Annotated in this window: 13 protein-coding genes; 4 read left to right on the forward strand and 9 right to left on the reverse strand. The window is 69.9% G+C overall.

Annotated features, from left to right (window positions below; translation table 11 throughout):
• Positions 1-42: 42 nt before the first annotated feature.
• Together J2Z30_RS02460 and J2Z30_RS02465 are read left to right on the forward strand one after the other, a co-directional pair.
• Entirely contained in the window at positions 43-1,116 is a 1,074-nt protein-coding gene (locus J2Z30_RS02460; RefSeq protein ID WP_044576454.1) for a tartrate dehydrogenase, read from the forward strand.
• Between the two features lie 154 nt (positions 1,117-1,270).
• A complete protein-coding gene (locus tag J2Z30_RS02465; RefSeq protein WP_245387437.1) occupies positions 1,271-2,461 on the forward strand; it encodes a serine hydrolase domain-containing protein in 1,191 nt (396 codons plus the stop codon).
• Positions 2,462-2,705: 244 nt separating this feature from the next.
• Here J2Z30_RS02465 and J2Z30_RS51615 read toward each other — a convergent pair whose 3' ends face one another.
• The 5 genes from J2Z30_RS51615 to J2Z30_RS02485 form a co-directional block, all read right to left on the reverse strand.
• A complete protein-coding gene (locus J2Z30_RS51615; protein WP_370443954.1) occupies positions 2,706-2,783 on the reverse strand; it encodes a 50S ribosomal protein bL37 in 78 nt (25 codons plus the stop codon).
• A 132-nt stretch (positions 2,784-2,915) separates the two neighbouring features.
• Positions 2,916-3,950, reverse strand: coding sequence for an NAD(P)-dependent alcohol dehydrogenase (locus J2Z30_RS02470; RefSeq protein ID WP_044576452.1), 1,035 nt, complete (start codon positions 3,948-3,950; stop codon positions 2,916-2,918).
• A complete protein-coding gene (locus J2Z30_RS02475; protein WP_044576447.1) occupies positions 3,943-4,440 on the reverse strand; it encodes a MerR family transcriptional regulator in 498 nt (165 codons plus the stop codon). Before J2Z30_RS02475 ends, J2Z30_RS02470 begins: the two co-directional genes overlap by 8 nt.
• 9 nt (positions 4,441-4,449) lie before the next feature.
• Complete coding sequence (locus J2Z30_RS02480; protein WP_209468502.1) at positions 4,450-5,676, reverse strand: M24 family metallopeptidase; 1,227 nt, start codon at positions 5,674-5,676, stop codon at positions 4,450-4,452.
• A gap of 123 nt (positions 5,677-5,799) precedes the next feature.
• Positions 5,800-6,537: an SDR family NAD(P)-dependent oxidoreductase gene (locus tag J2Z30_RS02485; RefSeq protein ID WP_044576441.1), complete on the reverse strand. Its 738-nt coding sequence runs from the start codon at positions 6,535-6,537 to the stop codon at positions 5,800-5,802.
• 101 nt (positions 6,538-6,638) lie between these two features.
• Between J2Z30_RS02485 and J2Z30_RS02490 the strand changes: the two genes are divergently transcribed.
• Positions 6,639-7,487, forward strand: a complete 849-nt coding sequence (locus tag J2Z30_RS02490; protein ID WP_044576438.1) for a helix-turn-helix transcriptional regulator — start codon at positions 6,639-6,641, stop codon at positions 7,485-7,487.
• Here J2Z30_RS02490 and J2Z30_RS02495 read toward each other — a convergent pair.
• Positions 7,484-8,242 (reverse strand): TetR/AcrR family transcriptional regulator, encoded by a 759-nt coding sequence (locus J2Z30_RS02495; protein ID WP_078956937.1) that lies wholly within the window; start codon positions 8,240-8,242, stop codon positions 7,484-7,486. The genes J2Z30_RS02490 and J2Z30_RS02495 overlap by 4 nt on opposite strands.
• Positions 8,243-8,336: 94 nt before the next feature.
• Here J2Z30_RS02495 and J2Z30_RS02500 point away from each other — a divergent pair, with 94 nt between their 5' ends.
• A complete protein-coding gene (locus J2Z30_RS02500) occupies positions 8,337-9,404 on the forward strand; it encodes an amidohydrolase family protein (RefSeq protein WP_044576435.1) in 1,068 nt (355 codons plus the stop codon).
• Here the strand turns inward: J2Z30_RS02500 and J2Z30_RS02505 are convergent.
• From J2Z30_RS02505 to J2Z30_RS02515, 3 genes are all read right to left on the reverse strand, one after another.
• Positions 9,295-10,443, reverse strand: a complete 1,149-nt coding sequence (locus J2Z30_RS02505) for a TolB-like translocation protein (RefSeq protein ID WP_209468503.1) — start codon at positions 10,441-10,443, stop codon at positions 9,295-9,297. The two genes, J2Z30_RS02500 and J2Z30_RS02505, sit on opposite strands and share 110 nt — an antisense overlap.
• 62 nt (positions 10,444-10,505) lie before the next feature.
• Positions 10,506-11,168 carry a TetR/AcrR family transcriptional regulator gene (locus tag J2Z30_RS02510; RefSeq protein ID WP_044576433.1) on the reverse strand — a complete coding sequence of 221 codons (663 nt, stop codon included), beginning with the start codon at positions 11,166-11,168 and terminating at the stop codon, positions 10,506-10,508.
• A gap of 95 nt (positions 11,169-11,263) precedes the next feature.
• Entirely contained in the window at positions 11,264-12,724 is a 1,461-nt protein-coding gene (locus tag J2Z30_RS02515; RefSeq protein WP_078956936.1) for an amino acid permease, read from the reverse strand.
• Positions 12,725-13,084 lie beyond the last annotated feature (360 nt).

The following is a 13,084-nucleotide window of genomic DNA, read 5'->3' on the forward strand; positions in this document are numbered from 1 at the left end:
CGTCTTGGACGCGGAAGTCGCTCACCTGCTGCAATCCCGTCCATGACGAACCGCCGCACGACCACCACCCACCGCATCGCCCTGATCCCCGGCGACGGCATCGGCAACGAGGTCGTCCCAGCCGCCCGCCGCGTCCTGGACACCGTCGCCGCCCGGCACGGCCTCGGCTTCACGTACGAGACGTTCGACTGGTCCTGCGAGCGCTATGCCGCCCTCGGCGCGATGATGCCCGATGACGGTCTTGACCGGCTGCGCGGCCATGACGCGATCCTGCTCGGCGCGGTGGGCTACCCCGGCGTCCCCGACCATGTCTCGCTGTGGGGGCTGCTGATCCCCATCCGCCGGGGCTTCCAGCAGTACGTCAATCTGCGCCCCATCCGCGTCTTCGAGGGCGTGCCCAGCCCGCTGCGCGACGCGGGGCCCGGCGATGTCGACCTCGTCGTCGTCCGGGAGAACGTCGAGGGCGAGTACGGCGAGATCGGCGGCCGCCTCGGGCGGGGGCTGCCGGAGGAAATGGCCGTCCAGGAAGCGGTGTTCACCCGCAAGGGCGTCACCCGCGTCCTGGACTACGCCTTCGCCCTCGCCGAGCGGCGCGGCGGCCGGCTCACCTCGGCCACCAAGTCCAACGGCATCATCCACACCATGCCCTTCTGGGACGAGCTGGTGGCCGAACGCGCCGCCGCGCACCCGGAGGTGGCCTGGGGCCAGGAGCACATCGACGCCCTCGCCGCCAAGTTCGTCCTCGACCCGCGGCGCTTCGACGTCGTCGTGGCCTCGAACCTCTTCGGCGACATCCTCAGCGACCTCGCCGCCGCGGTCGCGGGCAGCATCGGCATCGCCCCCGCGGCCAACCTCAACCCCGAACGCGACTTCCCGTCCATGTTCGAGCCCGTCCACGGCTCCGCCCCCGACATCGCAGGACGCGGTATCGCCAACCCGCTCGGCGCGATCTGGTCCGCCGCCATGATGCTCGACCACCTCGGCCACCCCGAGGCGGCCACTCGCGTCACCGACGCCATCGCGACCGTCCTGGCGAAGACCCCCGTCCGCACCCCGGACCTGGGCGGTACGGCCACCACCGAGGAGTTCACCGACGCGCTGCTCGAATCGCTCTGACGCCAGAGCGACCGCATGGTGACACGGCCCGCGCCCGCTGCCGGCCGTAGTGGGGTTGTCCCCAGGGCGATGGGGGTGGCTGGCCGGATCGATCCCGAGCTCGGCGGTCTCTAACGTGAACATTCGGTCGTGATGGGGCTTCGAGGGGGATCACATGAACGTGGTCGGGCGCAGGCGTGTGCTGAGTGGCGGACTCACACTGGCGGTGGTGGCGGGTGTCTCGGCGGCGACAGCAAGGGGTGTCGCGGCGGCGGCACCGAGGGGTGGCGACACGTCGCGGCAGAACACCGCCGCCGACCGCACCCCTCGCCTGCGCGAGATCCTGCACCGGCTGACCACGGTCGACGGCGTGCCCGGAGCGCTCCTGGAGACGCGGAACCGGCACCGCAGCACGGTCCTGACCAGCGGCGTCGCGAACGTGAAGAGCCACGCGCCGATGCCTCGCGACAGCAGGTTCCGGATCGGCAGCATGACCAAACCATTCGTGGCGACGGTCGTGCTCCAACTGGTGGGAGAACATCGCATCGCACTCGACGCGCCGGTGGAGCGCCATCTGCCCGGTGTCATCCGCGGACACGGGAACGACGGGCGGATCATCACCGTCCGCCAGTTGCTCCAGCACACCAGCGGCGTGCCCGACATCCTCGACTACCTCACCCCGCGGGAAGTCCTCGAGGACCCCCTCGCCCACCACGACACCCGCGACCTCGTGAACATCGCACTCGCCCACCCCCCGACCTTCGAGCCCGGCACCGGCTGGAGCTACTCCAGCACCAACTACCTGCTGGCCGGTCTGCTCATCGAACGGGTCACCGGCCACACGTACGGCGAGGAGATCCACCGGCGCATCATCTCGCCACTCGGGCTGCACGAGACGTACGTACCGGGCGACGACCCGACGATCCCCGGACCGCACCCGCGCGGCTACGCCCGGCCGGGCGGGAACGCGCCGCTCATGGATATCACCGCGATCAACCCCTCGGTCGCGGGCGCGGGCGGAAGCATGATCTCCAGCGGCACCGACCTCAACCGCTTCCTGGACGCGCTCGTACGCGGCAAGCTGCTGCGCCCGGCGCAACTGCGGCAGATGATGACGACCCGCCCGACCGGCAACCCCGACGGCCGGGCGTACGGCCTCGGCCTGGAGAGCAGGCCGCTGCCCTGCGGCGGCCTCTACTGGGGCCACGGCGGCGACATCCCCGGATACGGAACGGTGGGCGGCGCCACGGTCGACGGCAGGCAGGCGACGGTCGTGGTGAACCTCAACCCGGGCGGCACGGACGCCCAGGACGCCGACATGAAGGCCGCCGTCCAGACGGCCCTCTGCGCAGGCCACCACCACTAGGGGGTGCCCGCGACGGATCTCGCCCCCTGCGGCACGAGCCACTCCCCTCCCTGCAGCACCGATACGCGGCTCCGCCGCACGGCAGCGGCTCCGCCCCTGGACCTCGGGGTCCAGGGGCGGAGCCCCTGGTGACGGGAAGGGGCGGGGAGGGGAAAGGCCCGCCGCCGGGCTCCCCGCGCGCGGGCGCGGTGGCGCGCCCACGCGCTCGGGGAGCCCGTCGCCGTCACTCGGCAGGAGCCCCAGGTCAGGACTGGGGACGGCTACCGTGGTTGGCCCCGTTCTTACGACGGGCCTTCTTCTTACGACGTCGCTTCGACGACATGTCGCCTCCTTTCCGGCAATGCTTTTCGCCCTATGTGTACCGATTGTTTCGGCATCTCAAGCGATGATCGCGGCGCGCTTACCCAGCCCCCCGACCCCTCACGCCCCTCCGTGAAACACCTCACGCCGCGCATCAGGCCAGGTCGAGGACGAAGCGGTAGCGCACGTCATTGCGTGCCAGCCGGTCGAGGGTGGTATTGACATCGCGCGCGGGCACGATCTCGGTCTCGGCGGTGATGCCGTGTGCGCCGCAGAAGTCGAGCATTTCCTGGGTTTCGCCCGTGCCGCCGCTGCCCGCGCCGGCCAGGTTCTTCGCGCCGACGATCAGGCTGAGGGCGCTGAGCCGCAGATCTTGCTCCGGGATGCCGACCAGGCAGAGGGTCCCGTCGATGGACAGGGCGCTCAGATAGGGCTCCAGCGCGTGCGGCGCTCCGACGGTGTCGAGGATCAGGTCGAAGCGCCCGGTTTGCGCGGCCATCTGCTGCTCGTCCTGGGAGAAGACCACATCGTCGGCGCCCAGTCGGCGTGCTTCGGTGGCCTTGTCGGGAGAGGTGGTGAACTGCACGACCTCGGCGCCCATGGCATGGGCGAGCTGGAGAGCGATATGGCCCAGGCCACCCATGCCGACTATGCCGACCGTGCGGTCCGGGCCGGTGCCCCAGCGGCGCAACGGCACATAGGTGGTGACACCCGCGCACATCAGCGGGGCCACTCCTGCCGGATCCAGTCCGCTCGGCAGCGGGTAGGCGAAGTGCTCGTCAACGACGTATTCGGTGGAGTATCCGCCTTGGGTGCGGGAACCGTCGACGCGGTCGATGCCGCCGTAGGTGAGCGTGACTCCCTCGTGGCACCAGTTCTCCCGGCCGGCGCGGCAGGCGGGGCAGGTGCGGCACGAGTCGACGATGTTGCCCACCGCGACCTGGTCGCCGACCGAGAACCGCGAGACCGCGTCGCCGACCGCGCTGACCTCCCCGACGAGCTCGTGACCCGCCACGAGCGGGAAGGCGGCCGGGTCGCCGTGGCGGATCGCGGACAGGTCGCTGGCGCACACACCGCAGTAGCGGACCCGCACCACTATGTCCTTGTCCCGCGGCTCCCGGCGCTCGAAGTCCCACGGGGCCACGGCCGCGCCTTGTGCGTGCGCCGCCCAGCCACTGACCTTACGCATGTTCATTCCTGTCTTTCGTTGCTCGCGTTGCTCGCGTCGTTGGCGCGCCCGCTTCGCCCGCAGGGAGGGCACCGGGGGCGGCCGTCCCGATCTCGTCCTCGCAGTCCAGACCGCGCCGTTTCAGGTCGCGGTGGTGCGCGATCTTCTCCCGCACCACCGCCAGGTCCTGACGCAGCTGACCGATCTGCTGCTCGATGGCCGCGGCGTGCCGCTCCAGGAGGTCCGTACGCCTGTCGTGCCATTCCAGGCCGGAGCCCATCCGTACGAAGGCCCGCACGTCGTCCACCGACATGCCGGTGCGGCGCAGCGCTTGCACCAGGCGGATGAACCGGATCGCGGCGGGCGAGTAGCGGCGCCGTCCGCCAGTGCCCCGTTCCACCAGGGGCAGCAGACCTTCGCGTTCGTACCAGCGCAATGTGTCGATGCTCAGCCCTGTCAGCTCCGACACAGCGCGGATGCCGATCCGGTCCGGCTCGGGGGAGTCAGCCATACCCCCACGCTAGAAGCTGGAGTCGACTCCAGCGCAAATCGTCGCGTCACCTCCTGCCGCCCGCAGGATCCGCGCCGTGTACGGGTTGAGTTCGATCGGCTCGTCCTCGCCGACGATCACCGTGCCGCCGATGTAGGCCAGGCGCCGCCCGTAGGCGTAGTTGGGCTCGAAGGCAAAGGTCATCCCGGGTTCGAGGGTCAGGTCGCCGGAGATGGTGGGGTGGTCGGCCTCGGCGGGGTAGGCCGAGGCGCCGGCCATTCGCCGGCTGGCGTCCGCGGGGAAGCCGCTCAGCGCGATCGCCGGGTTGAGCGCGTGCACCGCGGGGCCGAATTCCCAACCGTCGGCCGCGTCCAACGGCTTGCGCACGGCGTCGACGACGTCGCCGAACGTCCGGCCGGGGCGCAGCGCTCGCAGTCCGGCGTCGTAGGCCGTGCGAGCGACGTCGGCGGCGCGCCGAAGGTCCTCGTGCGGCTCACCGATGGTGATGGTGGCCTGGTGCTGTGTGTGGCGTCCGCCGACGTTGCAGAACACCTCCGCCGAGATGATGTCGCCGTCCCGCAGGATGCGGGGGGCTTGCGGGCGGTAGCCCCACTGCGGCAGACCTGAGGCGAGGGGGTCGGGGCCGGACCAGAAATGCATGGCCGCCGGAATGGTCCCGCGCGCGTATCCCGCGGCCATTCCCGCCGCGTACACCTCGCTCTCGGGAACACCGGCAGCGGCGGTGTCGACCATGGCTCGCACCATGGCGTCGCCGATGCGCGCCGAGTGGCGTACGACGGCGATCTCCTCGTGGCTCAGCGGCATGATGAGCCGGGAAAGAGCCATGGCGACGGGCTTGAACCGGACCTCGGGAAACCGCTCCGACACGTTGTTCCAGAGGCGGTAGGGCACGATGCCCTCGGGGTGCCACGGGGGGTAGGGCTCCAAGCCGACGACGCCGATCGTTCCGTTCTCCAGCCCCAGTTGGCGGAGCGTGTCACCGATCGCGCGGGAGTCGCGGGACGCTCGAATGTTCTCCGGCGGGATCCATATGACGTCGCCTCTGCGCGTGGATTCGAGGTGGTCCTTCGTGAACATCTCCATGGGGAACAGCGATACGGGGTCGCCGTCGCGGGGAAAGACGACCGTCGTCCCGGCCCTGCCGTTGGTGAACCACGTGTCAAAGGCGAACGGCGCCGGGCCGGCGTCTTCGTGTTCGCCGAAGACGAGGAGCGCGTCGAGACCTTCGCGCTCCATGAACGCGCGCGCCAAGCCCCATCGACGATCACGCTCGGCCACCGAAAACGTTGGAACTGCCTTACCACTCACACTGCTCTCCTCAGGGTCTCTCGCCATGTGGGGGTGCGCCCGGCCCCGCCCTCACCAGGGGAGGGCACCGTCGCGGTCGCGGTACCGCCCGGTCTCCCCGGGCGAGGTGGTGGCGAACTCGACAATGGCGTCGGTGCCCTCGGTGACCGTCTGGGTGCCCCGGTGACCGTTGAGGTCGGTGGCGGTGAAGCCGGGGTCGGCCAGGTTGAAGCGGACCCCGGGGATGGCCTTGGCGTACTGGGTGGTGATCATGTTGAGGGCGGCTTTGGAGGACGGATACATCAGGTGGGGGAAGGTCGACTCCTTCCGCTGGGGGTCCGACGTGATCGTGAGCGACCCGGCGCCGCTGGAGACCATCACGACACGCGGGTCGTGCGCCGCACGCAGCAGCGGCAGGAACGCGTGAGTGACGCGGACCGGGCCGAACACGTTGACGCGGAAGACGGGGATGAGGTGCTGCGGCAGCGTCTCCTCGGGGCCGATGAGCTCACCGGTGATCCCGGCGTTGTTGACCAGGACGTCGAGCCGGTCGGTGCGCTCGCGGACGGTCCGGACGGCGGCGGTGACCGAGTCGTCGGACGTGACGTCCAGCGGCACGAACGTCACATCGGCGCCGCCGGCCGACAGCCGCTCGGCGGCCTCGCGGCCGCGGAGATCGTCACGCGCGCCGAGGAAGACGCGCCAGCCGAGCTCGCCGAGACGGCGGGCCGTCTCGTAGCCCAGGCCCTTGTTGGCGCCGGTGATCAGGACGGTGGTCGTGGTGTCCGGGGTGGATCGAGTTTCACTCATGCCCCGAACGATGCACCGGTGGCGGGATGCCATACAGGCACGCCTGAGAGTAGGAGCGGCCGTACCAGGATGCCGAGCGCCGGCGGGGGGAGACTGGGCGCATGGACCGTCTCGAACTCGCCCATGTCCTCAAGGCCGCTCGGGCACGCGTCGCACCCGAGGAGGTCGGCCTCGCGGCCGGCCCCAGGCGGCGGGTCGCCGGGCTGCGCCGCGAGGAGGTGGCCCAACTCGCCGGGCTGAGCGTGGAGTACGTGGTCCGCCTGGAGCAGGGTCGCGGACCGCGGCCGTCCACCCAGGTGCTCACGGCGCTGACCCAGGCGCTCCGGCTCGAGCGCGACGAACGCGACCAGGTCTTCCGCCTCGCCGGCAGCGCACCGCCACTCGCCGGCGGGGTTGAGATGTCGCTCCGGCCGAGTGTGCTGCGGCTGCTCCAACGACTGGCCGACCTGCCCGCGCTGGTGCTGTCGGCCAAGGGCGACGTGCTGGCGCACACCCCGATGGCAGGTGCGCTCCTCGGTGACCTGAGTCAATGGCCCGAGGAACGCCGCAACATCATCTGGCAGCGGTTCCTCGGCAGCGGCTACGCACGCGTGGCAATCGACCCGGAGGAGGACGAGGCGTCGGCACAGCAGTCGGTCGGGCTGCTGCGCACGGCGCTCTCGCGCTACCCGGACGACCCCGATCTACGTGCGCTGATCGAGGAGTTGATCTCCGGCAGCGAGCGATTCTGGAGCATGTGGGAGGAGGGGCGCTCGACGGTACACCGGTCGACGCGCAAGACGATCGACCACCCCGACGTGGGGCGCCTCGTCCTGGACTGTGACACTCTCCTGCTGCCGGACACCGACCAGTCGATGATCGTCTACTCCGCCGCGGCCGGCACGCGCGAGGCATCGGCACTCGACATGCTGCGCGTGACCGGCGCCGAACGGATGGGCGTGGGTTCCTAGTCGTCCGCGGCGAGCCGGTCGAGCCATTCGCCGAGCAGGTGTCGCTCCGCACCGCTGAGTGCTGTCTGTTCGGGCAGGAGGGCGCGCAAGGTCCGGGCGGCGCCGGCCGGGCCCGCGTCCCGCACGGCGGGTTTCTCGTGGGTGACGGCGGTGACCATGGACTCGCGCATGGCCGTGAGCAGGGCCGGGTCGCGCTGATCCGCGGGCAGTGACAGCCAGGTGAGCACGGCGCCGCGCGCGGTCGCGTGGATGAGAGCCGCCGCGAGCTTTTCGTCGACGCGGAGCAGGCCCCCGGCGGCGAGGCGGCGGATGCGCCCCAGCAGGATCCGCATGCCCGCCTGGAACGCGGCCGATGTCGTGCCGCGTTTGGGCTCGCCGTACATCAGCGCGTACAGCTCGGGGTTGGCGAGCCCGAACTCAACGGCGAGGTCCCAGCCCGCACGCAGATCCTCCACGGGGTCCCGAGGGTGGGCGTCGGTGTGCTTGGCCGCGAGGAACGTGGCATAGCCATGCTCGGCCACCGCCTCGAGGAGCCCGTCCTTGTCACCGAACAAGCGATAGATCGCGGGCGGCTGCGCCCCGGCCGCCGCCGCGACCGCGCGGGTGGTCACCGCGTCGCGCCCTTCGCGCGCGAGCAAGTCCGCCGCCGCCTCGACAACCCGCTGCCGGGTGACCTCACGGGCGTCGGCCGCGACCTCCGACTCCGCGGCGGGATCCGTGACGGGAATGGCGTCGACCTTCGGTCCATCAGGCATGAATCAATGATACCGCCAAGGCGGTTCCATCGATACTATCGGTGTTATCGTCATCGGCGTATCGTCGGAAACAGCGAGACATGAGGAGCGTGCTATGCCCGAGAAGCTGCGCATCGTAGGCCTGGAGGAACACGTGGTTCTGCCGGTCCTGCTCGACGCATGGGCGAAGGCCGGGGTTCCGCAGATCCCGCAACTCGGCTACGGCGACGAGCCGTTCGCGCTGCGGTTGCGAGACGTCGGCGACCGGCGCCTGGCCGACATGGACGACCAGGGCGTGGATGTCGCGGTGCTGTCCCTGGCCACCCCGGGGGTGCAGAACCTCACGGCGGCGGACGCCGTGAGCGTCGCGCGTGAGGCGAACGACGCGCTCGCCGAGGTCGTCCGGGCCCACCCGCGGCGCTTCCAGGCGCTGGCGGCCATCCCGACACCGTCGCCCGAATCCGCCGCGGCGGAACTCGAACGCGCGGTCACACAGCTGGGCTTCCGCGGCGCGATGCTGTACGGACGCACCGGCGACAAGCCGGCTGACGCGCCGGAGTTCGACGACCTCTACGCCACCGCCGAGCGGCTCCGGGTGCCGCTGCACTTCCACCCGCAGACCCCGGTGCGGGCCGTCCAGGAGGCGTACTACTCGGGACTGCCCCACGGGGTGGGCCCCATGCTCGCGACCGCCGGGCTGGGCTGGTACTACGACCTGGGGGTGCAGTACCTGCGGATGATCTTCTCCGGTGTGTTCGACCGCCACCCCGACCTTCAGGTGATCGCGGGGCACTGGGGCGAGGTCGTCCTGTTCTACCTGGACCACATCGGGATCCTGCGACACGCGGCGAAGCTGGAGCGTCCCCTGGCCGACTACTTCCGCCAGAACTTCTGGGTCGCGGGAAGCGGCACGGTCAGCGAGCGCTATCTGCGGTGGACGGCGGAGGTCGTCGGCACGGACCGCATGCTGTACTCGACCGACTACCCGTACACGTTCGGGACCCGGCCCGGCGGCTTCCCCTTCCTGGACACCAGCGGCGGGGTCGCCCGGTCGTTCCTGGAGCAGGCGCCGTTCACCCAGGAGGAGAAGACGGCCATCGGGTCCGGCAACTGGGAGAGGCTGACCGGTCATGTCGGTCCAGGTACGGGAACGGCCGGAACAGCAGTCGGCTCTCGCCCGTGAAGTGGTCGTAGTAATGGGTGACACCGGAGTCACGGTCGTGGGTGAAGCTGATCACCCAGCGCTGCCCGCTCGCGCCGGACGACAGGGCGGCCAGGCCGCCGTCGGATAGCCTCTCCAGGTTCTCCAGTACGTCGGCGAAGTGCGGGTCGAGTGGGTGGATCACCTGCCGCTCGCCGAGGTAACGCGCCCCGATCAGCTCTCCGGTGGACCGGTTGCGGATGAGCGGCGACGGCAGTGTGGGGAAGACGGCGTACCGCGTGTCGAGGTCGAAGACCGGGTGGCTGTCCACCTCGGTCTCCGCACCGGTGGCCAGATCGAGCCGTACCAGCCGGGTCCGGTCGCTGCCCCGGTTGGAGCCGATCCATACCCCGGTACCGTCCGGGGTGAGCTGGAACGGGTGGATGCCCAGCGGGTAGTCGGTGCCGTCGACCGTGGCGACCGGGCGCGTCTTCCCCGCCCCGCTGTCCCACTGCGCCAGTTGCATGTCGCCGTTGGCCGTCAAGGTCGCGGCGTACAGGTCGCCGCCCGGTGTGCACAGCCAGCCGAGGACAGGGCCGGGATTCTCCACCAGCGTCGTCAGCTCACCGGTGGCGATGTCGAGCTCATAGAGGTCGAACTCCGTCGGCATCCTGCGATTCAGACCCAGGATCGCCTTGCCCGGCCGGGAGACGAGCGGTTCGAAACCCATGACCCTGGCCCCGGGAAAGGGGGTGAGATCGACCGCGGGAGCTTCCGGGTCGTCCAAATCGACCCGGAACACGTGCCAGTTCTCGTCCCCGTCACCGTCCTGCTCGTACAGCAGCCACCGCGGATCACCGGTCCAGTGGTAGACGTGCACGCTGCGGTTGTCATCGACGGTGACACAGCGCGCCTCCCCGTCCGCGTCGATGCTCTCCACCCAGACGTTCAACCGCTCCCGCCACGGCGCCAGATAGGCGATCCTGGTGCCGTCGGGCGAGATCGAGGCCCCGGTACGGAGAGGCGCGCCGAAAAGGTCTTCGACAGCGAGGTGCGGAACCTCGCACGGAATTGCAGACATACCAACAGTTCTCCTGCACGCACTCTCAGTTCGGCCGGCGGCCTTGGCGGTACTCGCTGTTCTCAGTCGATGGGGTCACCGAGGGCTCCGCCGGTGGCCACGCGGATCGCGTGAGCGAAACACCGGGAGACGGCTTCCGCGTCGGCGAGCTCCGAGAGGTCGGCACCGGTGAGAACGGCGGCGCCGAGATGCTCGTCCAGCACCCGTATAACCGCGGTGGCGGCCGCGGCGTGCATCCGCCCTTCCAGATCACTGCCCAGGTGCCCAAGACGGTCGCCACTGATCACGCACAGCTCCCTTTCCACCTGGTCGTACGCCATCAACCACGCCGAGCGGAGCGCCGGCTCGGTGTCGGCGAGCCGAATCATCTTCATCGCGAGCGTCTGGTCGGCGAGATCTACAGGCGGCGTCTTATCGCCGAGTCCGGCCAGCTCCGCGGCCAGGTGGTCTTCGAGGGAACGCTCCCGGGGCCAGCTGCGCACCATTCCCAGCAGGCCGGCAACGCCCTGCATGACGACCGGCTCGGCACAGCTCTCCTTATTGCGGAAGTGCCGCCAGATGGTGCGCGTGGACAGACCCACCGCCTTCGCGATCTGATCGCCGCTCGTCGCGGCCACCCCCTGTTCCCAGAACAGCCGCGCCGCCTCCCGCGAGATCTCCAGCCGGAGCCGCGCACGCCGCCGCTCGTTCATCCCCCCACCGCTGGGCATTTCCGTCATCGTCATGGCGCCTCGTCACCCTCCCCTAAGGCGTCCCTGAGCGACAGTGTGTCACTAAGAGACACCTTGGGTAAGAGGAGAGCCTGCGAGGGCCGCCGCCCTCACCGCCCCCGCGCGACCCGCCGGCGGATGACGTAGATGACGGTGAGGAGGGCGAACCAGACCGCACCGGTGTACAGACCCACTCGTGTGTCACCCTCGAATGCCAGGCTGACCAGGACGATGGCCACCATCGCGACCACGAAGACGTTCGTCCAGGGAGCGCCGGGCAGCCGGAACGACGGCAGGGGCGCGCCCTCCAGAGCCAGCCGACGGCGGAACCGCATATGGGAAATGGCGATCATGCTCCACGTCCACAGCCCGGAGGCGCTGACGACACTGGTCAGCGTGATGAAGGCATGAGCGGGCGCGAGGTAATTGAAGAGCACCCCGCCGCCGACGGCGAGCGTGGTGACCGTCAGCGCCCGCCCCGGCACCCGGCGCCGCGTCGTGTGGTGGAGCGCCCGCGGCGCCGAACCCGCGGATGCCAGGCCGTAGAGCAGCCGACTGGCCGAGAACATATTCGCGTTACATGAGGAAAGCGCCGAGGTCAGGACGACGAAGTTCATGATTCCCGCGGCGCCGGCCAGTCCCGCTTTGGAGAACACCGAAACGAACGGGCTCACATCGGCGGTGTACCGCGTCCACGGCTGGACGACCATGAGGATGAACAGGGCGCCGATGTAGAAGACGGCGATGCGCCAGATGACGTTGCCCACCGCCTTGGGGATCGTCTGTTCCGGGTGTGCCGCCTCGCTCGCCGTGACCCCGAGCATCTCCACCCCGATGAACGCGAAGACGGCGATCTGGAGCGTGAGGAAGAAGCCGTGCCCGCCGCTCGGGAAGAAGCCGCCGGATGTCCAGAGGTTGCTCAGGCTCGCACCGTGGCCGAGCGCGGTCACACCGGTGACGACGATGACGGCCCCGAAGAGGATCAGTCCGACGATGGCGATGATCTTGATCAGCGCGAACCAGAACTCGGACTCCCCGAACATCCGGACCGAGACCCAGTGCACGCCGAACAGCAGGACCAGGCCGCCGAGCGCGGGCACCCACTGCGGAAGGTCCGGATACCAGTAGTGCATGTAGACACCGCTCGCCGTGAGCTCTGCCATCGGGCCCACGATGCACTGCAGCCAGTACGTCCAGCCGGTGACGAACCCGGCGAAGGGGCTCACATGGATACGGGCGTACTCGCTGAACGACCCGGCGTGCGGCGAATGGACGGCCATCTCTCCCAGGCCGCGCATGAGGCAGTACACGACCGCCCCCGCGAGGGCGTAGGCGATGAGCAGCGCCGGACCCGCGATATGGATGCCCTGCCCGGAGCCGAGGAACAGCCCCACGCCGATAGCCATGCCGATGGACATCATCTGTATGTGCCGCGGACTGAGTCCTCGGGTCAGCCCGGAATCGCCCTCCGGTCCGGTCGGCGTGTGGTGGGCGGCCGATGCGGCCGCCGCACCGGCAGTGGTCACGGCCGGTCGCGATCGAGACAGGTCGCTGTCAGGTGTATTCGGCATCAGTGTTTTCCGCCCTTCCGATGGATACCTAACGTATACTTGGCGTATTGGTGGCGCGTCCAGGGTTCTCACACGGGTGCAATGACAGGAAGCGGGGCTGTTGGCGAGCTGGCGGGCCCATGGGGTGCGGCGTCCGCCCCCGTACGCGGAGGCGGACGCCGGTTACCATCGGTGGCGTTCGGGCGGCCGAGGGCTACGCGACGGCGTTCCCTTCCGGGCCGGCGCCGTGGACCACAGCGGAACGTCCGGATGACGCTTCACCCGTCGTTCCCGTTCGCAGGAGAGTGATGAATGCCGGAAAGCCGGAAAGCGGCGGTTCCCATGTCGAAGACCGGACCGACTGAGCCCACTGTCTCGGCA

Source organism: Streptomyces iranensis (assembly GCF_017874715.1).
Classification (GTDB): domain Bacteria; phylum Actinomycetota; class Actinomycetes; order Streptomycetales; family Streptomycetaceae; genus Streptomyces; species Streptomyces iranensis.

Bases quoted from the DNA above. Each gene is read 5' to 3' on its own strand.
- J2Z30_RS02460 (WP_044576454.1), top strand. From the start codon at position 43: ATGACGAACCGCCGCACGACCACCACCCACCGCATCGCCCTGATCCCC.
- J2Z30_RS02465 (WP_245387437.1), top strand. From the start codon at position 1,271: ATGAACGTGGTCGGGCGCAGGCGTGTGCTGAGTGGCGGACTCACACTG.
- J2Z30_RS51615 (WP_370443954.1), bottom strand. From the start codon at position 2,783: ATGTCGTCGAAGCGACGTCGTAAGAAGAAGGCCCGTCGTAAGAACGGG.
- J2Z30_RS02470 (WP_044576452.1), bottom strand. From the start codon at position 3,950: ATGCGTAAGGTCAGTGGCTGGGCGGCGCACGCACAAGGCGCGGCCGTG.
- J2Z30_RS02475 (WP_044576447.1), bottom strand. From the start codon at position 4,440: ATGGCTGACTCCCCCGAGCCGGACCGGATCGGCATCCGCGCTGTGTCG.
- J2Z30_RS02480 (WP_209468502.1), bottom strand. From the start codon at position 5,676: ATGGAGCGCGAAGGTCTCGACGCGCTCCTCGTCTTCGGCGAACACGAA.
- J2Z30_RS02485 (WP_044576441.1), bottom strand. From the start codon at position 6,537: ATGAGTGAAACTCGATCCACCCCGGACACCACGACCACCGTCCTGATC.
- J2Z30_RS02490 (WP_044576438.1), top strand. From the start codon at position 6,639: ATGGACCGTCTCGAACTCGCCCATGTCCTCAAGGCCGCTCGGGCACGC.
- J2Z30_RS02495 (WP_078956937.1), bottom strand. From the start codon at position 8,242: ATGCCTGATGGACCGAAGGTCGACGCCATTCCCGTCACGGATCCCGCC.
- J2Z30_RS02500 (WP_044576435.1), top strand. From the start codon at position 8,337: ATGCCCGAGAAGCTGCGCATCGTAGGCCTGGAGGAACACGTGGTTCTG.
- J2Z30_RS02505 (WP_209468503.1), bottom strand. From the start codon at position 10,443: ATGTCTGCAATTCCGTGCGAGGTTCCGCACCTCGCTGTCGAAGACCTT.
- J2Z30_RS02510 (WP_044576433.1), bottom strand. From the start codon at position 11,168: ATGACGATGACGGAAATGCCCAGCGGTGGGGGGATGAACGAGCGGCGG.
- J2Z30_RS02515 (WP_078956936.1), bottom strand. From the start codon at position 12,724: ATGCCGAATACACCTGACAGCGACCTGTCTCGATCGCGACCGGCCGTG.